Source organism: Citrobacter sp. CK180, from assembly GCF_030333655.1.
Lineage (GTDB): Bacteria > Pseudomonadota > Gammaproteobacteria > Enterobacterales > Enterobacteriaceae > Citrobacter_B > Citrobacter_B koseri.
The window spans coordinates 63,777-87,932 of record NZ_JAOWFM010000053.1; the positions used below are offsets into that span (position 1 = coordinate 63,777).

The 24,156-nt window shown below is 49.8% G+C and carries 15 protein-coding genes; 7 read left to right on the top strand and 8 right to left on the bottom strand.

All coding sequences use genetic code 11. The features are described from left to right. Nucleotides 1-6: 6 nt before the first annotated feature. The 3 genes from OGV50_RS16165 to gap form a co-directional block, all read right to left on the bottom strand. A complete protein-coding gene (locus OGV50_RS16165) occupies nt 7-1,569 on the bottom strand; it encodes a sensor domain-containing diguanylate cyclase (RefSeq protein WP_012131422.1) in 1,563 nt (520 codons plus the stop codon). After that, nucleotides 1,566-4,109 carry an oxygen-sensing cyclic-di-GMP phosphodiesterase DosP gene (dosP, locus tag OGV50_RS16170; RefSeq protein WP_112001802.1) on the bottom strand — a complete coding sequence of 848 codons (2,544 nt, stop codon included), beginning with the start codon at nt 4,107-4,109 and terminating at the stop codon, nt 1,566-1,568. The genes OGV50_RS16165 and dosP overlap by 4 nt, the downstream gene beginning before the upstream one ends. A gap of 384 nt (nt 4,110-4,493) precedes the next feature. After that, the gene (gene gap / locus OGV50_RS16175) at nt 4,494-5,495 is read right to left on the bottom strand and encodes a type I glyceraldehyde-3-phosphate dehydrogenase (RefSeq protein ID WP_012131419.1); all 1,002 of its coding nucleotides are present in this window, start codon (nt 5,493-5,495) and stop codon (nt 4,494-4,496) included. 182 nt (nt 5,496-5,677) lie between these two features. Here gap and OGV50_RS16180 point away from each other — a divergent pair, with 182 nt between their 5' ends. Beyond that, complete coding sequence (locus OGV50_RS16180) at nt 5,678-6,019, top strand: helix-turn-helix transcriptional regulator (protein WP_071818848.1); 342 nt, start codon at nt 5,678-5,680, stop codon at nt 6,017-6,019. 211 nt (nt 6,020-6,230) lie between these two features. Here OGV50_RS16180 and OGV50_RS16185 read toward each other — a convergent pair whose 3' ends face one another. Further along, complete coding sequence (locus OGV50_RS16185) at nt 6,231-7,133, bottom strand: LysR family transcriptional regulator (protein ID WP_012131418.1); 903 nt, start codon at nt 7,131-7,133, stop codon at nt 6,231-6,233. 525 nt (nt 7,134-7,658) lie between these two features. Here OGV50_RS16185 and OGV50_RS16190 point away from each other — a divergent pair. The 4 genes from OGV50_RS16190 to OGV50_RS16205 all read left to right on the top strand — a co-directional run bounded on the left by OGV50_RS16190 (nt 7,659) and on the right by OGV50_RS16205 (nt 11,024). Further along, a complete protein-coding gene (locus tag OGV50_RS16190; protein ID WP_012131416.1) occupies nt 7,659-8,339 on the top strand; it encodes a hydrolase in 681 nt (226 codons plus the stop codon). A 65-nt stretch (nt 8,340-8,404) separates the two neighbouring features. Further along, a complete protein-coding gene (locus OGV50_RS16195; RefSeq protein ID WP_012131415.1) occupies nt 8,405-8,683 on the top strand; it encodes a XapX domain-containing protein in 279 nt (92 codons plus the stop codon). Then, nucleotides 8,680-10,575, top strand: a complete 1,896-nt coding sequence (locus OGV50_RS16200) for an amidohydrolase (RefSeq protein WP_012131414.1) — start codon at nt 8,680-8,682, stop codon at nt 10,573-10,575. Before OGV50_RS16195 ends, OGV50_RS16200 begins: the two co-directional genes overlap by 4 nt. A 14-nt stretch (nt 10,576-10,589) precedes the next feature. Continuing rightward, nucleotides 10,590-11,024 (top strand): DoxX family protein, encoded by a 435-nt coding sequence (locus OGV50_RS16205; protein WP_049008221.1) that lies wholly within the window; start codon nt 10,590-10,592, stop codon nt 11,022-11,024. A 189-nt stretch (nt 11,025-11,213) separates the two neighbouring features. Here OGV50_RS16205 and OGV50_RS16210 read toward each other — a convergent pair whose 3' ends face one another. The 3 genes from OGV50_RS16210 to OGV50_RS16220 form a co-directional block, all read right to left on the bottom strand. Next, nucleotides 11,214-12,725, bottom strand: coding sequence for an EAL domain-containing protein (locus OGV50_RS16210; RefSeq protein ID WP_200003467.1), 1,512 nt, complete (start codon nt 12,723-12,725; stop codon nt 11,214-11,216). Between the two features lie 62 nt (nt 12,726-12,787). After that, nucleotides 12,788-13,369: a LuxR C-terminal-related transcriptional regulator gene (locus tag OGV50_RS16215; protein ID WP_047462248.1), complete on the bottom strand. Its 582-nt coding sequence runs from the start codon at nt 13,367-13,369 to the stop codon at nt 12,788-12,790. 97 nt (nt 13,370-13,466) lie between these two features. Further along, the gene (locus OGV50_RS16220; protein ID WP_200090858.1) at nt 13,467-20,426 is read right to left on the bottom strand and encodes an autotransporter outer membrane beta-barrel domain-containing protein; all 6,960 of its coding nucleotides are present in this window, start codon (nt 20,424-20,426) and stop codon (nt 13,467-13,469) included. A 917-nt stretch (nt 20,427-21,343) separates the two neighbouring features. On the opposite strand from OGV50_RS16220, the gene lpxP reads away from it, so the two are divergent. Beyond that, nucleotides 21,344-22,264 (top strand): kdo(2)-lipid IV(A) palmitoleoyltransferase, encoded by a 921-nt coding sequence (lpxP, locus tag OGV50_RS16225; protein ID WP_012131406.1) that lies wholly within the window; start codon nt 21,344-21,346, stop codon nt 22,262-22,264. Nucleotides 22,265-22,643: 379 nt separating this feature from the next. After that, nucleotides 22,644-22,715, top strand: coding sequence for a membrane protein YpdK (gene ypdK, locus OGV50_RS16230; RefSeq protein ID WP_010723117.1), 72 nt, complete (start codon nt 22,644-22,646; stop codon nt 22,713-22,715). A gap of 51 nt (nt 22,716-22,766) precedes the next feature. Here the strand turns inward: ypdK and alaC are convergent, their stop codons facing one another. Beyond that, nucleotides 22,767-24,005, bottom strand: a complete 1,239-nt coding sequence (alaC, locus tag OGV50_RS16235) for an alanine transaminase (protein ID WP_012131405.1) — start codon at nt 24,003-24,005, stop codon at nt 22,767-22,769. Between the last annotated feature and the right edge of the window lie 151 nt (nt 24,006-24,156).

The window sequence follows — 24,156 nt, forward strand, 5'->3', positions numbered from 1 at the left end:
GCTTTTTTATCCTGCGACCACCTGGTTTCTGCCCGCCTGTTTCGCCTGGTACATCAATTCATCAGCCCGTTTCAGCGCCTGAGAGACAGAGTCAACGCCCGACGGCCACACCGTCACGCCAAGAGAAATGGTGATATGCCCTACCGTCTCTATCTTTGCGGCGGCGACCTCTTTTCTCAGCCGCTCCGCAATATCCGCCGCAGCCTCTACCGACGTCTCCGGGAAAAACATCATAAACTCCTCTCCTCCCATACGGCAGGCGGTATCATTTTTACGACAGCTTCGCTTCAGCAGCTGCGCCAGCGCTTTTAACGTAACATCGCCAATGTCATGACCAAACGTGTCGTTGACGGCTTTGAAGCGATCGATATCCAGAGAAATCACCGCAAACTGTCGCTGCTGATGTTCGTATTCAGCCAGCAGTTTCTCTGCCGCCCGTCGGTTGACCAGCCCGGTAAGCGGGTCAGTGCTGGCCTGATCGTTCAGCCATTTCATTTTCTCCCGGATTAATTCCATTCCCTGAAGCAACGCGCGCCTGAGTCGGGAGGCTTCGATATACCATGATCGAACGTTTCGTACTTTTTCTGCGGACTCATCGCTGTCCATCGAAATGGCGTGATCCGCCAGTTGACGCAATGGTCTGACGATTTCATTCCCCAGCCACCAGAGAATAAACAACCCCACAATACCCAGCGGTACAACGCCGCGTATCATTTGCCACATGAGCCCATCAAGCGCAGTAAGGGTTTTATCTTTTGGTTTTTGCGCCACAACGCCCCAGCCCGAGGTGTTTATACTGGCATACCCCGCCAGCATTTCCACGCCACGGGAGTTTGTCACCTCCATCGCGCCGCTCAGCCCTTGCTCCACGGCTTTCACTGCGGCATTGCCTTCCTCTTTTTCCCCTCTGCGGGCCGGATCGGGGTGATATAAGAGCTGGTCATTTTTATCAACGACATAAATATAGCTGTCATCATTGCGGAAATGATTAGAAATGAGCGCAGAAAGAACGTTGCTTCTTTGCAGATAAATCGCGCCGCCAATAAAACCGAGGTATTTCCCCTGCGCATTCCTGACGGGATGTGAAATATACACCACCAGATTACCGGACAGAGAATTGTAGGCGCTGCTGACCGTCGGCTGCATTTCTTTGAGAGCCTCGACGCCGCCTGGCGTGGTCAGCATTTTCCCCTTCAGGTTCAGGGATTCAGGCAGCACGCCAATAATTTTGCCTTTTTCATCCACCAGCGTAACGGAATCAAAACCAAAATCTCGCCGCTGCATCCTCATCATTTCACCAGAGATAATGCTCTCATCATCGAAATGCTGACCGATGACGCTCGCACTGTATTCCAGACGCTCCATGAAAACCGCCAGATACAAATCAATAGTGGAAGCAATCCTCTCCGCATATGCCTGGTTTTCACTGAGTTCATTCTCAATAAGTACCTGCTTCTGGACACGCCAGGCTGAATAGAAACTATTGAAAAGAGTAAGGAGGGTCATCAGAAACGCAAAAGCAATAATAAGCAGACGCAAATTCAGCATCTGTAACAGTTTTTTCTTCATGATTGTGCATCCTGCAAGGGTGAACGGTAAGCCTCTAGCCATACCGGTAACGTATTCGCCGACAATGGTCGGGAAAAAAGAAATCCCTGAAGTACGGAACAGCCCATTTTTCTCAGTTGCTGATGCTGATGGGTATTTTCCACACCTTCCGCCACAACCGTCAGGTCGAGGTTATGCCCAATACTGACAACCGCTTCGACCAGCGCATTGACGCGACGATCGCGGGCGAACCGGTCAATGAAGCTTTTATCAATTTTGACCTCCGTCACCGGCAGATACGCCAGGCTGGCCAGACTGGAAAAGCCGGTGCCGAAATCATCCATTGAGACCCCCGCGCCCATCGCACGAATCTCCCTGACCCGCGCAAGCATCTCGTCCGTCAGTTCCATCATGGCGCTTTCCGTAATTTCAATGGTCAGGATATTGCCGGGCAGCTGATATTCATTCAGCAGGTCGGCGATATAACGGGGTAAATCAGGCTTACGGAAGTTATGGGCAGACAGGTTTACAGATACTGCCGACACATTCGTGCCCTTTTCCCGCCATTCAAAAAGCTGTCGGCAGACTTCACGCAGCGCCCAGAGGCCGATATGCTCTATCTCTCCCGTCTCTTCAGCCAGAGGAATAAACGTCCCTGGAGAGATGTCGCCAGCGTGCGGATCGTGCCATCGGGTCAGCGCTTCAAAACCGTATACCTGCCCGTCCGCAGCCCTGATCTGAGGCTGATATTCCAGCCGCAAATGCCCCTCCGTAATCGCATTTCGCAGCGCCATGCCCAGTTTCAGACGTTGCATGACGGCCTGATTCAGTTCCGGGTTAAAAAACTGATAGCTTCCACCGCTTTCACGTACCCGCTCCATCGCGCTCTCGGCGTGGGCCAGCAGCGTTTCCCTGTCGCCGCCAATGGAATGGCTGATCCCAATACAGGCTTTAAGCTCGAAGGTCTGCCCGGCGGCGCTCATTTCAGCGCCAACGATATGCTGCATAAGCTCAGCCAGGTGTGAGGCCTCATCAACACGACAGGCGCTCGCCACCACAACAAACTGCGCGCCACCCACCCGGCTGATAAAGTGATGCGGCCCGAACCTCTCCTGCAAGCGGTTAGCCAGCGTGATAATCACCTGGTCGCCAGCGGAATACCCCAGTGACTCATTCACCTTACGAAAACGGTTAATATCGAGGAAAAACACGGCGAGTTCCGGTTCGTTACCCGACAGCAGTTTATCCAGATGGTGATAGAGATACTGACGATTGGGCAGCCCCGTAAGGGCATCGAACCGAACCAGCCGGTCGATTTGCTGGCGACCTTCCTCCCGCTCAATCGCCAGAGCGCAAAGATGAACGCTGGCATCGGCAATGCGAACCAGAAATGTATCCGGCTCATTCTGTGTCCTGAAATAAAAAGCAAACGTCCCTGCCACGGAACCATCTCGACGTTTTACAGGGTATGTCCAGCATGCCCGAAAACCATGAGGCAACATCTGATGTTTATAGGGAGCCCATAGAGGATCGGTGCTGATATCCTGGACCATGACGGGCTCGCCACGCACAGCACAAGTACCGCAGCTTGCCACGCCTTCACCGACGGCCACGCCATCCCAGTATTCACCATATTCTTTTGGAAAACCGGGAGCTGCCCACGGGCGCATCCGGTTATCGACGATCCGGCATACCGAGACCAGTACGCCTGGCGCAATATTTCCAATTCGCTGGCAGATGTAATCACCCGTTTCCTGGAAAGTCATCCGGCTGGTCAGCGCGGCCAGTACATCCCGTTCCAGATTACGAATATTACGTTCTTCCGTAATATCAACGAAGGTTACGACAAGGTTACGGGTCTGGCGGTGGTCACGCTCATTGAGGACAGGGTTTACCGAAACCCGGCTCCAGACTTCCCTGCCGTTTCTGGTCGCGGTGAGGAGTTCTTCCTGAAACCAGCGACTTCCCCGCAGATGTTCTTCCACACGCTTTAGCGCGTCATCGCTGTTTCCTGAAGACAGCAGGAAATCAGGGAATACCTGGTTCATGGCTTCATCTGCGCCATATCCAAACATGCTGGTGAACGCACGGTTGGTCTGGACAATACGACGTTGTTCATCCAGAACAACCACGGCTCTGTCCGTATTATTGACGGCAAGCAACAACAGACGGTTTTGCTCGCGCCTGGCCACCTCTTTGCTGACGTCCCGGGCGGCGGCCATGTAGTGGATGCGGCCATCCACGTCTATTTTGGAGAGCGAAAAGCTGGTCCAGACCTGCGTGCCGTCTTTTCGTTCCAGTTGAAGTTCACGATTCATCCCGACAACCCGGGAATTTCCCCCGTCGCGGTGATGGTGGACATAATCCCCATGAACATGCTTCAGAGGCCCGGGAATTAATATATTCATATCCCGGCCAAGCACTTCATCCCTGGAATAGCCCCACAATTTCTCTGCGGCTTCGTTAAAGAACAGAACCCGGTTACGCTCGTCGACGAGGACAACCGCCATGAACGTCTGCTCAAGAGCAGGAAACAGAATATTGTCAGCCGCAGCTTTCATTTTCAGATAACTCCTCAACAGATAATGCCTGACTGACGGAAAGTCGCATTATCCTGAACAATTGTCCCTGCAAACCACAGCCTCAGGCAGGCCGATACATGGTGATGACGTCACCTGCCGCGTTTCGCTATTCAAACCCTGTAGGAAAAGTCTACTGAAGCAAACGGATTACTTCCACTCAGCGGTATAAAATATGTCACGCTTATCATGCCTGCTATTCCTTTTCTGCCCGGTTCCTTTTCTTACGCAGTACGAAGCCATGTTTGCCGTTTTCATTACCTGAACGACAGCGCACATCAACAATAAAAATCTGACATAACCTAAATTTATATCACCATTTAAAAACCCCCGCATTTTTGTGCAGGGGTTTCTTTTCAACAAAAATCAGAGGGAAATATACTTCTTCAATACTCTGACCAACTGGGTCACAAACCCGTATTCATTATCATACCAGGCGACCGTTTTGACCAGTTGCACGCCATCAAATTCGGTCACTTCCGTTTGGGTCGCATCAAAAACGGAACCAAAATGGATGCCAATAATATCAGACGATACAATTGGCTCATCCGTATAGCCAAATGACTCATTATCAACTGTTGCATTTCTCAGCGCGTTATTGACCTCTTCAACGGTGACGGTCTTATTCAGGACGGTCACTAACTCCGTCACTGAACCCGTTTTTACCGGAATACGCTGGGCATGACCTTTCAGTTTCCCGTTAAGTTCAGGAATAACAAGACCAATCGCTTTGGCCGCCCCCGTCGTATGCGGGATAATATTTTCCGCCGCAGCACGAGAAGCCCTGAAGTCTTTACCTCGGGGACCATCCACCAGAGCCTGGGTGCCGGTATAAGCATGTACCGTCGTCATCGTGCCGACGTTAATACCAAAGGCGTCATTCAGGGCTTTTGCCACCGGCGCCAGACAGTTTGTCGTACAGGACGCAACGGAAATAATGTTATCAGCAGAAGTGAGCGTTTCATCATTCACATGATAAACGATGGTCTTCATATCGCCAGCAGGCGCGGAGATAAGCACTTTTTTCGCTCCGGCTTCAATATGGGCATTCGCTTTTTCTGCTGAGGTATAAAAACCGGTACATTCCACAACAACATCAATACCCAGGCTACCCCAGGGGATATCACCCGCATTTTTCTCAGCAAATACTTTGATGACTTTACCATTGACGATAATTGAACCGTCAGCATGGGAAACCGTGCCGTTAAAGGGACCATAGTTTGAATCATATTTCAGCAAATAAGCCAAAACATCCGGCGAGGTAAGATCGTTTATAGCGACAATTTCCACATTCAGTTCGGTTTCCAGAATCCGGCGTAATACCAGTCTACCAATACGACCGAAACCATTGATGCCAATTCTTTTCATATTCAATCCTCAAAATAAAAGCACTCATAAGACACTACCAACATACACAACAAGGTTGCCGATGCTGTATAATTTTATTGCTGATTATCATCAAAAAAACTGCACAATAAAGTTCGATATAAGCATTATGATTATGATACGTTGATACATAATCAATAACCGAAAATGGCAGATGTATTATCATGTACAAAAGTGTGCTCGACGTTCTACTTGAATGGCTCCACAACAATACAGACAAACCATTACGAATTACTGACATAGCCGCGAGATCAGGATATTCTCCCTGGCACCTCCAGAGAATATTCAAGTCGCATACCGGCGTAACCCTTGGTCAGTATGTGACAGAGTTAAAATTAAATAAGGCCTTTGAACTTTTATCGACAACCAGGACACCGATAATGGATGTGTCCTTTATCGTAGGCTTTTCCAGTCAGCAAGCCTTTTCAAGACGATTCCATCAATACTTTGGGAAAACGCCAGGACAAGTCAGACGCGATATGACAGAAAAAAGAGAACGCGTTTAATTTCAACCGAACATCAGGCAAGCATAATTTTAAAGAGCAACGAACATCTTATCCCTTCTGGAATACCAGGGATTACATCGCTTTGATGATCATATGATAGTTATCAGCGTCGGCTTGACACGGCCATTTTATGTCACTGCCTGAGCCCATCAATACTCAAATAACATATTCACTATCCTGATTTAGTTGACAACATCAGCCCCTACATCACTCATGTTTTTTTAATCGGGTCGACGATGCCGGCAATTCTTTCGGCCAGAAATGGCAATAAGATCCGGGTCACTGCGCTGCGCTGGCGATGTTTTGGATACAGCGCGCTGATCGTCAGCGGAGGCGGCGAGTAATCAGACAATATCTGCACTAAAGCGCCTTGTTGCAGCGAGTCTTCAACGATAAAAAGCGGCAAAAGCGCAATACCGGCCCCCGCTTCTGCGGCCTCGCGGATCACGTCCCCGTTATTACTGCTCAGATTGCCTCTGACGGCATACGTATTCGGTGAATTTTCCTCCGTCAATTTCCAGCCGAATTGCCCCTCCCGACCATACAAAAGGCAGCTATGCTGCGCCAGTTCAGAAGGCGCCAGAGGCGTACCGTGCAAACGGAGATAATCCGGGCTGGCGCAAATCACCATCGGTAATTTACCCAGACAGCGAGCAATTAAGGTAGAGTCCATCAGGTTCCCGATGCGCAAAACCATATCGTAGCCTTCGCCCACCACATCAACATATCGGTCATTCATATCAATATGAACGGTAAGTTCTGGATGCGCCGCCTGAAATTCAACAATCAGGGGGGCAAGTCGCCTGATGCCGTATGTCATCGGCAGGCTAATCCTGAATGACCCGGCCAGTTTTTGCTGCCGGGCGGAGATAACCTGCTCGGCTTCATGAACCTCTTCCAGAATGCGCCGGGCATGATGAAAAAAAGCCTGGCCGGTATCCGTAACGGACAACTTTCGGGTATTTCGCACCAGTAATCGGGCTGAAACTTTTTTCTCCAGCGCGGCCATTCTTCTGCTGACAAATTGTTTGGATAGACTCAGGTGTTCGGCTGCTGCTGTAAAACTTCCCATATTTACGATGGTTACAAAAATTCGAATATCTTCTAAATGCATTACTGTCACCAGATACGGGACGTATGATTGTCCTGTTATGAATACAGTCCCTATAATAGTTTACCGATGGTGAAATCGTAAACCCCATGAGTCATGACAAGGAACAATATTTAATAAATAATAAGTTTCCAAAAGTTTTCTTAAACATGTTGTATAAAATTCTTAAACAAGACATGAGAAAAATATGATTGTCACATTTTAAAAGACAGTGAGTAATGTTTTTGAACATTGATGTTAGCCATAAAACTTCTAAACTGAGTCTGTCATCACATTCTGACCGACAGATCAAAATGATGGTAAAGATATTCCCCTGTCATTAATCAGATGACGGATGGATAACAAATAAAAAGGAAGAGTACGCGGATAAGGAACGAACATTGCTGACAGCACGTATACCGTAACATGAAATAAGTGCGACGGGAAAATGTTGAACGTCAGGAAGGAATAACACGGCATTATTCTCTTCGGGAATGCGCATTTCTAATCATGTTGTGCTTACACTATATTAGTTCAGGAGAAAGTGATATGTCTCATTACCTTGATGTCCTCACCCCGCAGAACAGTCAACTGATTTTTATCGACCAGCAACCCCAGATGGCCTTCGGGGTACAATCTATTGACCGTCAGGTACTGAAAAACAACGTTGTTGGCCTGGCCAAAGCGGCAAAACTGTTTAATATCCCCACCACCATCACGACCGTAGAAACCGAAAGTTTTTCCGGTAACACCTATCCCGAACTCCTGGCCGTTTTCCCGGAAAACAACATCCTGGAACGTACTTCAATGAACTCATGGGACGATCAGAACGTGCGTGATGCGCTGGCGGCGAATGGTCGTAAGAAAGTGATTGTTTCCGGTCTGTGGACGGAAGTCTGTAACACCACGTTTGCCCTGTGTGCAGTCAAAGACGCGGATTATCAAATCTATATGGTTGTTGATGCTTCCGGCGGCACCTCCGTTGATGCGCACAAATACGCTATCGATCGTATGGTTCAGGCAGGCATCGTACCGGTAACCTGGCAGCAGGTCATTCTTGAGTGGCAGCGCGACTGGGCCCGTAAAGAGACCTACAACGGCATTATGGATATCGTGCGTGAACACTCCGGCGCCTACGGCATGGGCGTCGATTATGCCTATACTATGGTTCATAAAGCGCCTGAGCGCGTACAACACGGCGAACGTATCGGCCCAAACCCGGCTAAATAACACCTCCAACTGATTTACGGCAGGCGTAATGCAACACGCATTGCGCCTGTCCTGATGAGGTCCGCATGAAAATGTATATCCTTTCTCTGGGTGCCGGACTTCTTGTCGGCATTATTTACAGTTTGCTGAATGTCCGCTCCCCCGCCCCACCGCTGATAGCCCTCCTTGGCTTGCTGGGAATGCTGGTCGGCGAACAAGTTATTCCGGTAGGCAAACAACTTCTGTCCGGCACAGCCTTTTCTTCAGCCTGTACCAAAACACATGCCATCAGCCATATCTTCGGGCAGCTCCCCGGCCGCCAGGCAGCTGAAGACAGTCATTCCTCAGAGGAGAAACGCTCATGACACAACATGTTGTCGCAGACGTTATTCTGCATCATGGTCTGTTTACCACTCTCGATAAAAGCAACCCAACCGCCAGCGCCGTCGCAGTCAAAGACGGGAAGTTTCTCGCGGTTGGCGGCGACGCTGAAATTATGGCCTTCGCAGGTCCGGCAACCAAAGTCGTCGACCTGAAAGGCAAACGGGTATTACCCGGGCTGATTGATAACCACACGCACGTAGTACGCGGCGGGCTTAATTACAATATGGAGCTTCGCTGGGATGGCGTACGTTCGCTGGCTGACGCGATGGATATGTTGCGTCGGCAGGTGGCCATCACCCCGGCACCGCAGTGGGTTCGCGTGGTTGGCGGTTTTACTGAACATCAGTTTGTGGAAAAGCGTCTGCCAACCATCGAAGAGATCAACGCCATTGCGCCGGACACCCCGGTGTTTCTGCTGCATCTCTATGACCGCGCGCTCCTGAACGCCGCGGCTTTGCGTGCCGTCGGGTATACAAAAGAGACGCCGGAACCACCCGGAGGCGAGATAACCCGCGATGCGAAAGGCAATCCTACCGGATTATTACTGGCACGCCCCAACGCAGGCATCCTTTATGCCACGCTGGCCAAAGGCCCCAAACTGCCGTTTGACTACCAGGTTAACTCCACCCGCCATTTCATGCGTGAGCTGAATCGTCTGGGCGTAACCGGTGTCATCGACGCCGGTGGCGGATTCCAGAATTACCCCGATGACTACGCCGTTATTCAGAAACTTGCAGATGAAAATCTGATGACCGTGCGCCTGGCCTATAACCTCTTCACGCAAAAACCCCAGGAAGAGAAAGAGGATTTCCTCAACTGGACCCGCTCCGTCACCTACAAACAGGGTAACGACTACTTCCGCCATAACGGCGCCGGTGAAATGCTGGTATTTTCAGCGGCGGATTTCGAAGACTTCCGCCAGCCGCGACCGGATATGCCGCCGGAAATGGAAGGCGAGCTGGAAGAAGTTGTTCGCATTCTGGCGGAAAACCGCTGGCCCTGGCGTCTGCATGCCACCTATGACGAGACCATTTCTCGCGCCCTCGATGTTTTTGAGAAGGTCAATCAGGATATCCCGCTTGAAGGGATTAACTGGTTCTTCGACCACGCCGAAACAATTTCTGAGCGTTCAATCGATCGTATCGCGGCGTTAGGCGGTGGTATTGCGGTTCAGCACCGTATGGCATATCAGGGCGAATATTTCGTTGAGCGTTACGGTGCCGGCGCTGCGGAAGCCACGCCGCCTATTGCCCGTATGCTGGAAAAAGGGGTGAAAGTGTCCGCCGGTACGGATGCCACCCGCGTAGCATCCTATAACCCGTGGGTTTCTCTCGCCTGGATGATCACCGGGAAAACCGTGGGAGGCATGCAGCTTTATCCGCGTCGTAACTGTCTGGATCGGGAAACAGCGCTCCGAATGTGGACGGAGAACGTCACCTGGTTCTCCAATGAAGAAGGTAAAAAAGGCCGTATTCAGGCCGGTCAGTTCGCTGACCTCATTGTGCCGGACAAAGACTTTTTTGCCTGCGCCGAGGATGAGATCTCCTTCCTGTCTTCAGAATTAACGATGGTGGGCGGAAAAATCGTCTGGGGGGCGGGTCCTTTCGAATCCCTGGATGACAATCCTGTCCCACCCGCGATGCCGGACTGGTCGCCAACGCGCACCTTCAAAGGCTACGCCGCATGGGGAGAGCCAGAAGGCGCGGGGAAAAACTCGCTTGCCGTACGACAAATGGCGATGGCCTCCTGCGGTTGCTCTCACGGCTGCGGCCTGCACGGGCACGATCATGCTGGCGCATGGACATCCAGCCTGCCGGTATCGGATCTGAAAGGGTTCTTTGGCGCGCTTGGCTGCTCCTGCTGGGCTGTCTGACCGTGGAACCTGACATGACATTTTCACAACGTCTGACGCATGCCGTTCGCCCCCTTATCGGGGCGGCGGTATGCCGTTGGCTGGCTTATCTCGGGCTATGCGCGGCCTACTTGCAGGGCGGGATCAATAAGCTGCTGGATTTTCAGGGCGCTATCGGCGAGATGAACCATTTCGGCCTGTCTCCTGCGCCGTTGTTTGCCGCGCTGGTTATTGCGCTGGAGCTGGGCGCGTCAATCATGATCCTGACGGGTTGCCTGCGCTGGCTTGCTTCGCTGGCACTGGCGGGGTTCACCCTTGTCGCGACGTTCCTGGCGCTGCGCTTTTGGGAACTTCCGGCAGGCATGGAGAGATTCAGCACCGCCAACGCATTTTTTGAGCATCTGGGTCTTGTTGGCGGCTTTCTGCTCGTGGCCTGGCTGGACGTGCAGAAAAAGACGGCTGACGAATAAAAAACATTCAGCAATGGCGGTAATCCGTGATGGGTCATTCGTGACAGTCGTGAACTGGATATCGCTCGCCACCAGGGTAAATATGTGGTTGAGATCGCGCTACAACTTAAGTCCTGATATATACATGCGCATATTACTCCGGGTAATATGCGCATGATATATCGATAAATTTCGCATTATTATCAGAAATTAACACAGTAATACTTTATCGCTCTGAATAATATACTGCATTAAATGAAAACTGGACAATGGCATTGACCAGTAATTCCCCTGTTGTAAAACGACACCGCGCAGTGATAAATAGTGGTACTGCTGATCATTTTCAATACCATCCGCGATAATCGTATAATTTTTATTTACCGCCGAACGAATAATATCATCAACACTCGCGACAGGTTCTTTGGAGTCCGAAATTAATCCGGTAACTGACTTTTCAATTCTGACAGCATCAACCGGAAGATATAAATTACGGTCAGCATTTAAACGTTCTAAAAATAAGGAGCTCATTTTAATTTTAATGCCTTCGACACGTAACCTCCTGAGAACTGAATCAAACTCAAGCGTTGTATCACGATAAACAACCTCAGGAAATTCCAGCGTCAGTTTTACATCGCTGGGCAAGCGTTTTTGAAACTCAACAAACGAATCAATAAGTTCTGGCATAGCGATCATCGATTCACTAAGTCGGAAATTAATGTAGAATGTTCTCGGCAGTCTGAGGCGTAAAGAGAGTATATCTTTTTCCACTTGTCGTAAAATGAAGTTAACTAATGGAGATATCATCCCGGTTTTATTTGCCAGAGAGATAATCTCTTCATTAATAACGGATGTATCGTTCCCCTTCTTCCATCGCATGACCACTTCTGCTCCATATAATGCCCCGGAAGCACAATTCATGACGGGTTCGTAATAAGGAACGAACTGCTGTTTGCGCAGCCCCCGGCGAAGTTGTATATACCGGGACATCGCGATTCGTTGTAGCGTATAGTTAAACAGAAAAGCGGCAGGGACGGCAATCGCTGCGGATAAAAAGAGAATAAAAATAAAGTTAAGAACAGAAGCAATGCCCGTATGTTCCGGGTATTCCATTACCTGATAATCAAACATATTAGATTGTTGCCAGGCGGAGTTTTGAAAATCAATACTGTTTGTACTGATTAACTTATCATCGGAGAGAATATTTCCATTCACGTTAACAAGTAAACGACTGTCTGCAAGCAGCGACTTAAACCAGTAGGTACTGATCGTCACCACTATTGCGTTATTTCCTCTCACAGTAACGTAGGCTAATACAGGCTCCCCGCGAAATGCCGGCGTTTCATCAACTAAAAATAGCCGATTACCGTTCTCCCCTGCGGTTAAATTGCTGAGTTCAGGTTTTGCCATCCCGGATGAGCAATATACCTGCGAATCCTGCAACAGGAAAATGCCCCCAATATGCGGATAACGGTGTATCTGTTTCGTCAGCATACGCACCGTTTCATCTGAGCAGCGTTCTGTTAAATGAGCGGTCAACGAATCTGATATCTGTTTCGCTTCAAACAGCAGCGAATCTACGCGCTGGATTAATGCTCTTTTGTCATTATCTACCCGGCTGGACGCACCCAGCCAAAAAGTCACCATGCCGGTTATAGTGATGGTTAAGAATACGATCACAAAAACTAGCTTGTTTCCCACCAATCCCCCAGCATGTTGTTTCATTGAGTTCTGTAAAAGTCCCTTTAAATATAAGAAAGACTCATTGTCATCCTGGCTTACGTAGATTAAACCTCTATTAAAACCTCACTCCGCCTTTTTGTAAAGGTTTCAGGCGTGATGACAGAGAGTTTAACCGGTTTTCGCATTTGATTGTTTTTATACTCAACATACTCATGCCACAATCTCAGCCAGGCCAGATACTCAACGAAAAACTTTGTTGTTTTATTGATGCTCAGCTTTCGCAAGGCGTTCATTTTTTGATTACTGATCGTCTTTTCGCTGACCTTGAACTGTTCTGCAATTCGTCGTTGACTGATCCCCTGACAAACTTTTTTTATGACCCGTAACTCACTTACGGTTAATACTTCTCGCTTCCGTCTGACAGCGGGATGAGATTTCGTTTTTGATAGCAGCGTTTCGATTTTGAATTTTCTGTTTTTCTCGGTGAGATAAATACGCCGACAATGTGAAAAAATCAAAATCGGTTCATGGAAAAAAGGCATCTTTGCCTCTTCAGTATCAAGCATATAGAGACAATCGCGCCCCGTATCAAACACAATCAAATTACGGGTGGTATTCAATGCCATTCTTTCTACTAATGCGCTAACCCCAAGATGGAAAAAACTATTTTCTGAGATTACAATCATTCATCCCTCACTCTATTCTTCCTGAAGAAAATTGTTTTTTAATGTTATAAAGATGAGAACTCACGACAGAAAAAGGGGGCACGACGCCCCCTTTCTGCTATTTAAAGTTATATTTAATCCCTATCATTGCTGAGGTGTCATTGTATCCTTTATCGCCCAGCTGGACGCCGACATTCCCCCAGACATTGAGTTGTGGATTAATTTGTCCCTCAACGCCCGTTTTTATTTCACCCAGATTACGTGCGCCTTCCTGCCGGATGCTGACACCATCCATTTTTGTGCCGAAGTCGCGCGTATTGTGGAGCCAGTTCACTTCCACAAACGGTTGGAACTCGCGCGCTTTGCCTTCATCAATCGCGCTGTGGCCTTTCAGGAAAGTACGTACGCCCAGTCGGGTCTGAACGTTGCCGTCCCCTTCACCGCTGATACGTGTGCCATTCGATTCACGATGATCGTCAGCTTCGACGCCCATCCAAATAGCCTGCGCCTGCGGCTGGATAAACCATTCATTTTTAGAGCCCTTACTTCCTGCAAATTCACCCAGCTTGTGGGTGTACCCCAGCTCCAGCGACCCGGTGATCCCTTTGGATTTGTACGATTCGCTCTGAATATCCTGGCCTTTGACGCTGTTATTAAACCAGCTGTACTGTGCCCATGAATCCAGATAAGCGCCCTGATGCGTTTCATCATTGGCATACCACGTTGCATACACCCCGGCGCTGTAGCCGTTCACGGAACCGTCAGAGCGATACCCTGTCGATGAGGAGCGCGTGTTGCTGCTGTTGTGTCCATATCCGGCCATGACGCCAAGGTGCCAGCGATCCAGTCCGTCGCCGCTCCAGCGGGCAATATCGCCCCCTACCTGCATCACATAGCGGTTACTCTGGGTTTTAAGCTGACCGGAGCTGTCCCGCCAGGCATTATGCCCGCCCGCCTGACGCATCCACATGCTGGTGACTTTCTTCTCGCCCGTCAGCGCGTCAATGTACTGCGTTTCGCCAAGACGATCGTGAAGCCGCGTGACAAACAGCGTATTGGCTGCCGCCAGGTTAGCTGTCCAGGAGCCCGGTTCAGGACGGATATCAGGTTCAGGTTTCGGGCCCGGCCCCGGATTTGGATCTGTCTTATGACTGGTTAAATACCAGTTACCGTTGTTGTCGCCCTGACCACGAGCCAGTGAATAATCATACGCCCCGGCCACAATCCTGCCGTCCTGCGTAAACTCACCGTCGGATTGACCATCAACATGAATCACTTCAATGCCATCGATCGTCTGCGCGCCAGAACCGCCAGCATTCGTCACGCTGACGCCGGTTGTGCCAGAGGTGTTTCCTTTAACAATCAGTTTATCCGTGACGGAATTATCATCATTCAACGCGGTATTCAGATGAAGATGACCGCCATCTCCCTGATAGTTCCCGTTTACCACAAGCTGATTACCGGCATCTTTACCTTTGCTTCCGGTCCAGATATCGCCGCTGTTCGTCAGATTGCCGCCTACGGTAAAGCTGACAGGTGAAGAAGCCGCTCTGCGAGCCGCGCTGACGTCATCGCCAATCAATAACGTGCCCTGGTTAGCCATATTTCCGGCTACGCCGCCAAACCCGGATAAGCGCCCGTCTTTCCCGATATTGACCTGATGACTGGCCAGCGTGAACGCGTTATCCGCGCTGCCCAGAGTCAGACCACCGGCATTGATATCCGTCGCGCCGGTCCACTGGGCGCTGTCGCTAAGCGTGACGTTGCCGCTGCCATTCTTCACCACGCTCCCGCTACCTGTAACACCGTTCTCCAGCGACCAGTTTTCGTGAGTGTTCAGCACAAACTTACCGGCATTCTGAATCGCGGAGGTGCCTAACTGCTGCGCGGAAGAGGCCGTCAGCGTGGAGTCGTTGTCGATGTCGAAGGTCCCGGCAAAATGGCTATTGTTGCCAGCAAGCACCACATCACTGGCATCCAGTGCGACTTTCCCGGCATCGCTGATGCTGTTGTACAGCACGCCCGTGGCGTTGCTCAGATTAAGCAGCCCGGCGGCAACAATATCTCCGGTTCCCAGCCCCAGCGTATTATCCAGCACCGCCGTCGCGCCCTGAGCAATCGTGGTCGTCGCCTTCAGCCCCGTATTCGCCCCGGAGACATTCAGGGTTCCGCCTGCAACGGTGAGCTCCCCGTCGCCCGTCAGTACGCCAGACGCTTCACCGCCGTTTGTCAGCGTCAGATGACCGCCGTTCAAATCGGTCAGAGAGCCACTTTCAGCCGTGAGCTTGCCGATGGTTTGTGAATGACCGCGCATATCAAACCCGGTATCGCCAGCCAGTTTCAGTTCGCGGGTATTTCCCAGCACGTTATCGTTCAGCATCGCCAGATTACCGCTGCGCACATCGGTGACGCCGCTGTAATCATTATCCATATTCGACAGCGTCACCGTCTGGCCTTTCTGGCTGTCAAACGCCAGATCGCCGCTGCCGGTCACTCTGGCGCTCAGGTCAGCCGCGTTGCCGCTTTTCCCGTTCGCATCAAGGATAAGCGCATCGGCGTCTTTACCCAGCAAATCGACCTGGGTCAGGCCATAGCTGACATAAAGTCCGTCATCACTGTCACCGCCGGTCAGACGATAGTCATACGTTCCTTTCGCCACCACCGCGCCATTCTGGGCGATATCGGCAGTGATGCTATCGCTGATCACATTACCGTCTTTATCTTTCAGCACCAGGTTACCGGCGCCCCCCTGAACGGCGGTGTCAGAGGTCGCCAGTTTAATCAATGCCTGCGCGTCATCCTGTTCCAGTATTGGACGATGCGTATCAGCCTGAGGACGATCGTTACTGACCGTTCCGCTGTCAACCTGAACCGTACCGCGACCAGAGAGATCCATCGCGCCAGCGTGAATCGTTCCTAAAGCCGTTGGGTTACCCGGAGTTACGCCGTCAAACTGTACGGTCCCCCCTTTGAAATCCAGACCGCCGATATTCTGCTCGCCGCTGCCGACATGGGTAATGCTGCCATTTCCAGCTTGCAGCGTAGCGTTGCTAAGCGCCTGAGTATTCAGACCGTCAAGTTCAAAACGGCTGTTAGTAAGCGCCAGCGTACCGGCAAAACCATCTGCGGCATTATTAGCATCAAAGTTGAAGTGGTTATTCGCCGTATCAACGGCAACAACTCCCGTCCCGGCAAGATGGCTTTTAAAAGTCACATCCGCCGTATTCTTAATACTAAGCTGGCTGGAACCGTCAATGGTGTATCCGGTTCCCGCGCCATCAAGTTCGTCGTCACCCAGCCCCAGTGCAACGTTGTCGAGGGTAAAAACAGAATTATTCGCCAGCGCAATATGCTCCATGCCGTTAATGGCATCAGCACGGGTTAAAGTGTATGACGAATTCTCAAGCTGTAATGTGTCGTCGCCGCTGCCGCCATTTAATGACGTGAACAATGAGCCGCTTTCATTCTCGCTGATATTCTTCAGAATGAAGTTATCTTTGCCGCTGCCGCTGGTAATGTCAGTCGCAGTGCTTCCTGATTCAAGGATCACCGTATTGTCGCCATTAAGCAGATTCACCTGACCGACAATATTTGCCCCACTGGCATTGGTGAAGGTAATCCCGTTACCACTGTTCATTTCCAGCGCAGTGTGGCTGGCATCCAGCGCCAGGATATCGCCTTTATTGATAAAGCTCTCAAGTACGCCGTTATTCAAATCGACCACCGCCGCCTTGTCAGACACCGAGATCAGTTTGCCGGATTGCTCTACATTCTTCGTCGTCCCCTGGACAACCAGCGCTGATTTCCCGTCACTGTCCAGGACGTTAACGCTGGCACCGGTTTTCAGGTCGGTGGATGCTCGGGTAATAATCCCGTTCCCCTGAGCACCGTTCACATTGATCACCAGATCTCTGGAGTCAGACATATCCAGCGTCTGATCGGTGTCAGAGCCATCAGCCACGTTCTCAAACAGTATCCCTGTACCGCTGCCATTAATATTGATCGTGCCGGAGTTGGTTTGCGCCATCGATGCGCCGGTGTGAACACCCACGCCATTACCGACATTAATCGTGGTATTTTTCAACTGAATACCGCTAATCGCGGCTTTGTTTTCAATTGCGTTGCCGCTACCAGCGCTATCCATTGTGATAGTCGCACCATCAACCGTCAGGCCTTTCGCGCCAGTATCCAGTAAGATCCCGTGAGCGGTGCCCGCCGCCCGGGTTTCACCGTTACCATTCAGCGCCAGCGTGGCGTTGTTCCCAACCAGATAGGCAGCCTGGCCATCCGTTGCGGTCACCACGCCACTGTTGGTCACCTCTGAGTTAGCGCCCTGAATATTAACCGCCACGCCATTCACAGTGACATCAGAATGGTTTTCCAGGATCCCGCCATCCACCAGTATCCCGGTACTGTTGTCAGCCGTGAAATTAATCGAGCCTTCATGGATCAGACGGCCGCCATTTCTGGCGATGTAGCCAAATGCGCCGTCTGCCGTGTTTGCTGTCTCCAGCACCGCATAACTGGTTAATACGGAGTCACCTTTTTGCGCATCATTAACGGAGCCATCAAGGTTGTAATAGTTACCATCAACAATGCCGGCAGTGGTATCTTTCCCGGCCACCCTGACAATAACCGCATCCGAGGTAATTTCGCCCGTCGCGCCTCCTTCAATTCGGATGCCCGTCGCTCCTGTCCCCGTGACGCTAAGAGCAAGTTTACCGGAATCAAAGTGGCTACCAGCACCGGTTGTCCGAATAATCGTTGCGCCATCACCAGAAGCGTTTAGCTGCGCTGAGCTATCGGCAGAACCATAGAAGCTGGCGCCTCCGTCAACGCGGTACAGCGTGGCATTCTGGGTTGACGCGTCCTGAACGCTGGAGGCCGCGTTTTTGATAGTAGAACCCGCGCCAAAAATATAATAGCCCGTCTGATTAACGCCATCTTTGAAATTGACAGTACCATTCTCGGTAACATCAATTTCACCTTTATCACGCGCATGAACCCCAATAGCGCCATCGCCACTTAAATTTACGGTGCCAGACAATATTGCCAGCGCCTTTTCACCCTGGACGTAAATACCATAGTTGGCATAGTGGGTTACTGGGTCCAGTCCACCATTAATATTAATCGTGCCCGAACTGGTTATCTGACCATTTTCCAGCACCTGTATCCCGGTACTGTTCAGGCCGTTCAGATTAATGATGCCATCATGAACGACTTTAGCGGCCTGGGTTCCTGCGCGTGCAATAATACCAATATTCGAAGAAACGGACTCCCCGGTTACAGCACCATTGATATTAATGCTCCCTTTTTGATCGAGAGTTGCATTCCCGCCAACATCAATCGCTGTCGCATTCTGGACTTTACTGCCAATAATAATCTGTGAAGTATCGGAACCGTTATAAGTACCATTACCGTACAGATGAACCCCAATTGACTGCTGCTTGATCGCGATATCCGTGTTTGCATCATCAGGTGCACGCTGCGCCAGGCGACCAATATACAATGTGCCCCGGTTATTAAAGGTGGTGTTTTGTTGGGTAACGACGCCGATATTGGCACCATTACCTAATATACTGTTCGCCTCATTACTCGCTGCAATATTAATAGCACCATCATTATTAAGCGTGGCATTACCGCTCATCAACACGCCGGTATTACCATAATAGTTACCTCTGGCCGCAACATTTATCACGCCGCTGCTGTTGTTATTAATTACAGAGGAACCATTAGCCAGAATGGCAGTATGCGCACCTTGCGCTACGCCCGCCGCCCCACTTGAGAAAAAATCCGCCATTTCGGGGTTCGTGCCCGCATCAATAACGCCGTTGTTATCAACAAAAGACGTATTTCTCGCAGCAATGATATAAGCGCCGCGATAAGTATTACCTGCGGTACCAAGGGTGCCGTTGTTTGTCAGTCTGGCGCCATTTTCCAGGTTAACAACCGTAGCATCCGATCCCACTAACTGAATGTTGGCATCCTTATCGATAACCACATTGGTGCCGCTGCCCACGCCATGAATATAGGATACCGCATCCCTGTTAACAAAGGCTCTGATGGCATCATCAGCCGCAATACTCCCCGTATCAGCGAAGATCCCGTGCAGTGAGGTATCCCTGGCTTTATTCAGTTCATCAGCATATTGCGCCTCCGTTAGCTGAATTTGCCCATCCTGGAGCGCCTGAATCAACGCATCGTTATACGCCTTGAACTCATCAATGTTGGTAATATTCTGCTTACCAATAACGCTGTCAAACTCACCAACAAAATCAGCCGCCGTCATCCATGCCAGTGCATTGCTGGCGTCTTTTATATTGTTATCACTATTCCCCAGTTGAACGACTGTTTTAGACTGGTAGTTAAGGCTGCCGCCATTAGTGACATGATAAGCAGACGATAAGTTTTGCGTATTTACCGAACTTTTCATGATAACGTTGAACTGGTTATCCGCAGCACCGACCCAATTCCCCGTTTTCTGACCGACATCGACATCAAGAGAAGCGCCCGCCCCAACCTGATACAAATTACGATCGACATACTGACCATCTTTTCCGACGGGTTGAGAAACGACAACCCGGAAATCTTTGGCCGCTTCGGTCTGCATATCATTGTTATCATAAACTTTCATCGTTACCGTGCTACCGGTAACGGGGTCGGTGTAATTTATAGATTTGGTCTGCGAGCCCATACGGAAGATATCTTTATCCACCCATTGCCCGGAATCGCCAGTAATTAACCCATCCTCTCTGGCCTGACCAAGCGTTGTCCAGGTATATCCTGTTTCTCCTCGCTGTATTCCAGAAAAACCGCCTGTCAAATGCGTGGAACCAGAAATAATCTCTTCAAACGGATCCTGAGGAGAGAAATCATAAACCTGTAAATCGGCGGCGAATGTGCCAGTCGTTAAAATACACGAAATCGAAACAGCCAGCGCACTCATTAATGGGTATTTTAAAAGACTGCCAAAACTGGTGCTCCCGGCCGTGCTTTTACAATAACCACGCGCTAATTCAGATGCCACGACAAATATATTCAGCCTGGAGTTCCAGATGACTTTAAACACTTTATTCATAATTTTACCATTATTCAAAACGCCGCATTGATACGTGGCAAAACATTAAAAAGACACCATTCGCCCCAACGCATCGACTAGCAAATATCGATTTCTTGCCAGACAAGAAATCCAAATCGTTAAACAACCAATATTTCTCAGAACGTGGCGAGTTTATCACAAGCAACAAACATTGATCGATTACAACGATCGTATAGTTAATTTTGATAGGCGCTAACTATTAAAATTCAAATGATGATCGTTCATAGCGATCAATGCAGGAAAATAAAAATCATAGAAAAAACCGATATTTCCTTTTTAACCACATGATTTATATAGGTATAATTAATTACCTGACTTATATTTTTTATGTTTATTATTGTTTTTTTAAGGTGGAAAAGATTTATTTGATGGGGTAATCTGAACATCGATTATTTAATGTCTTAATTTGTTATCTGATTGATATAAAACATGTTTTTATTTAGTTAAGATTATTCTTAAAATCGCTGTTTTTTGATTTAAAATATCCTTTGTTAACTCATTTAATTAAATGCTTCCATCAATGAGAATATTTAAAGCAATTGTTATCACATTCAGAAGCGTCAGACTCTGACAGGCTTACCGGCCAGAAGCGGCTTTTCAGGGAAAACGAACATGTGCACACACATAAAAACCATTTAAAAACAATAAATTAATAACAAAACCACCCCCATCAAAAAATATTTACGCATCTTAATTAATAATTTCTGGCTGATATTAATCCCCCGGTGGTACATTAGTTGTCCAAGCATTCATGCCCCTCGTGGTTTTGTCCTGACTAAGCTTTACACTCTTTACAGGAACCATTGTCGTACATGATGGCCTAACTATCGTGAGTGTACCGCTGCGGACAATGAATCTTCTGCGATACATATTGTTCGTATCAACAGAGGGTATTTATGTTCCCACAATGCAAATTTTCTCGTGCGCTACTGCACCCGCGCTACTGGCTTACCTGGTTTGGTCTTACTGTACTCTGGTTACTGGTGCTGCTTCCCTACCCCGTTTTACGCTTCCTGGGTACGCGAACCGGCAGACTTGCCCGTCCCTTTCTGAAACGTCGCGAATCCATCGCCCGTAAGAATCTTGAGCTTTGCTTCCCCAATCTGACGCCGGAAGAAAGGGAAAAGATGATAGTGGAGAACTTCCACTCCCTCGGTATGGCACTTATTGAAACGGGTATGGCGTGGTTCTGGCCTGATAAGCGGGTACGTAAATGGTTTGATGTGGACGGTCTGGATAACCTCACACAGGCGCAAGCGCAAAAACGCGGTGTGATGGTCGTAGGCGTCCACTTTATGTCGCTGGAATTAGGCGGTCGGGTCATGGGGCTGTGCCAGCCGATGATGGCGACATACCGCCCGCACAATAACTCGCTGATGGAGTGGGTTCAGACGCGGGGTCGCATGCGTTCAAATAAAGCGATGATTGGGCGCAACAATCTGCGCGGCATCGTCGGCGCGCTGAAAAAAGGTGAAGCCGTATGGTTCGCCCCGGATCAGGATTACGGCCGTAAAGGCAGTTCATTTGCTCCCTTCTTCGCGGTCAAAGACGTCGCAACGACTAACGGCACCTATGTGTTATCCCGCCTTTCCGGCGCAGCGATGCTGACCGTCACCATGATCAGAAAAGGTGATAACTCAGGTTATCGTCTGTATATCACGCCAGAAATGGAAGGCTACCCGGAAGAAGAGAACCAGGCGGCAGCCTATATGAACAAGATTATTGAGAAAGAGATTATGCGCGCACCTGAGCAATATCTCTGGATCCATCGTCGTTTCAAAACGCGCCCTTTAGGGGAAGCATCGTTGTATGTTTAAAAAAGGCCGCAAGGCCTTTTTTATTGCCCGGCGCTATCTTTTCACCTCAATATCCCTGTTAACCACCTGGTTTTTATGTGACTTTTTCTGAACAGCAATAGCGTCGCTGAATAGCAATTTATTACCGTCAGAAATTAAACTGTCGCCGAATCACGACAGTTGTAAGTTACTAAAAGTAAATAAAAAAATGCCTCTTGTCTCGCCTCATTTTTAGGCGTACATTAGCGCCGTCTGGAGCGATAACGCACAGAATTCTGAGGTGATGCCACAAGAAAGACGGAGAACATTCTCAATCTCATTCTGGCGGGCACCAGCTCTCTATACACAGGTAAATTTAAGTTCATTTAGGCGTGCTTAAAGCGACGCGGAGAGATGAAACGTGAAATATTTCTTTATGGGCATTTCATTTATGGTCATCGTTTGGGCCGGTACTTTTGCCCTGATGATCTAAATTGAAAAGATGCAGCAAAAAACAGGAGCCAGATGGCTCCTGTTTGCTTTTCTACTCGGTACCTTCTGTTACCGATTTCGCCCCCGCAGGCAGCAGGCCGTCTGCGCGGAACATGGTCTTAATACCTCTGATCGCCTGACGTATACGATCCCGGTTTTCTATCAGCGCGAAACGCACATGGGTGTCGCCGTAGTCGCCGAAACCGATCCCCGGCGACACGCACACTTTGGCGTCGTTGAGCAGCTTTTTCGCAAATTCCAGCGACCCCATTGCCGCGTACTGCTCCGGTATTTTTGCCCAGACATACATCGAGGCTTTTGGCATTTCGACCATCCATCCGGCTTCATGCAAGCCTTTCACCAGTACGTCGCGGCGACGTTTATACTGCTCAGCGATATCACGCACGCACTGTTGATCGCCTTCCAGCGCGGCAATCGCCGCCACCTGTAACGGCGTGAAGGTTCCGTAATCGTGGTAGCTCTTAATCCGCGACAGCGCACTGACTAACGTCTGGTTGCCCACCATAAAGCCAATGCGCCAGCCCGCCATGTTGTAACTTTTCGACAGGGTGAAAAACTCCACCGCCACGTCGCGCGCACCCGGCACCTGCATAATTGACGGCGCTTTCCAGCCGTCATATACGATATCGGCATAGGCCAGATCGTGGACCACCAGCACGTCGTAGCGTTTGGCCAGCGCAACCACTTTTTCGAAGAATTCTAACTCAACGCACTGTGCCGTCGGGTTGGAGGGGAAACCAAGAATCATCATCTTCGGTTTCGGGTAGCTTTCACGGATCGCACGTTCCAGCTCGTTGAAGAAATCCACGCCTTCCACCAGCGGAACCGAACGTACCTGCGCGCCAGCGATGACGGCGCCATAAATATGGATGGGATAACTGGGGTTCGGCACCAGCACGGTATCGCCATGATCAAGGGTTGCCAGCATCAGGTGCGCTAACCCTTCTTTCGAACCAATAGTGACGATCGCTTCCGTTTCTGGATCGATATCCACATCGTAACGTTCCTGATACCAGCGGGAGATCGCCCGGCGTAAACGCGGGATCCCGCGTGAGGTCGAGTAACCATGCGTATCCGGGCGTTGAGCCACCGTACAGAGTTTCTCGACGATATGAGGAGGCGTTGCCCCATCCGGGTTCCCCATGCTGAAGTCAATAATATCTTCGCCGCGCCGACGCGCAGCCATCTTCAGCTCAGCGGTAATGTTAAAAACGTAGGGAGGGAGACGATCAATACGCGTAAAGCGACGTTCAGGGCGGGTATCAGCCATAGTATCCTCAGATTCACGTTAGCGCCCGGACCGTCCGAGCGACGCTGCCACGACCGTGGCATGCTTAGAAAATAGCCTGAAAAAAATCCTCCTGTCGAGAGGCAAACGAAAATATTTTTCATCGGCTTAAAAGGGGAATACTAAAAAGAAA

Bases quoted from the DNA above. Each gene is read 5' to 3' on its own strand.
- OGV50_RS16165 (WP_012131422.1), bottom strand. From the start codon at position 1,569: ATGAAGAAAAAACTGTTACAGATGCTGAATTTGCGTCTGCTTATTATT.
- dosP (WP_112001802.1), bottom strand. From the start codon at position 4,109: ATGAAAGCTGCGGCTGACAATATTCTGTTTCCTGCTCTTGAGCAGACG.
- gap (WP_012131419.1), bottom strand. From the start codon at position 5,495: ATGAAAAGAATTGGCATCAATGGTTTCGGTCGTATTGGTAGACTGGTA.
- OGV50_RS16180 (WP_071818848.1), top strand. From the start codon at position 5,678: ATGTACAAAAGTGTGCTCGACGTTCTACTTGAATGGCTCCACAACAAT.
- OGV50_RS16185 (WP_012131418.1), bottom strand. From the start codon at position 7,133: ATGCATTTAGAAGATATTCGAATTTTTGTAACCATCGTAAATATGGGA.
- OGV50_RS16190 (WP_012131416.1), top strand. From the start codon at position 7,659: ATGTCTCATTACCTTGATGTCCTCACCCCGCAGAACAGTCAACTGATT.
- OGV50_RS16195 (WP_012131415.1), top strand. From the start codon at position 8,405: ATGAAAATGTATATCCTTTCTCTGGGTGCCGGACTTCTTGTCGGCATT.
- OGV50_RS16200 (WP_012131414.1), top strand. From the start codon at position 8,680: ATGACACAACATGTTGTCGCAGACGTTATTCTGCATCATGGTCTGTTT.
- OGV50_RS16205 (WP_049008221.1), top strand. From the start codon at position 10,590: ATGACATTTTCACAACGTCTGACGCATGCCGTTCGCCCCCTTATCGGG.
- OGV50_RS16210 (WP_200003467.1), bottom strand. From the start codon at position 12,725: ATGAAACAACATGCTGGGGGATTGGTGGGAAACAAGCTAGTTTTTGTG.
- OGV50_RS16215 (WP_047462248.1), bottom strand. From the start codon at position 13,369: ATGATTGTAATCTCAGAAAATAGTTTTTTCCATCTTGGGGTTAGCGCA.
- OGV50_RS16220 (WP_200090858.1), bottom strand. From the start codon at position 20,426: ATGAATAAAGTGTTTAAAGTCATCTGGAACTCCAGGCTGAATATATTT.
- lpxP (WP_012131406.1), top strand. From the start codon at position 21,344: ATGTTCCCACAATGCAAATTTTCTCGTGCGCTACTGCACCCGCGCTAC.
- alaC (WP_012131405.1), bottom strand. From the start codon at position 24,005: ATGGCTGATACCCGCCCTGAACGTCGCTTTACGCGTATTGATCGTCTC.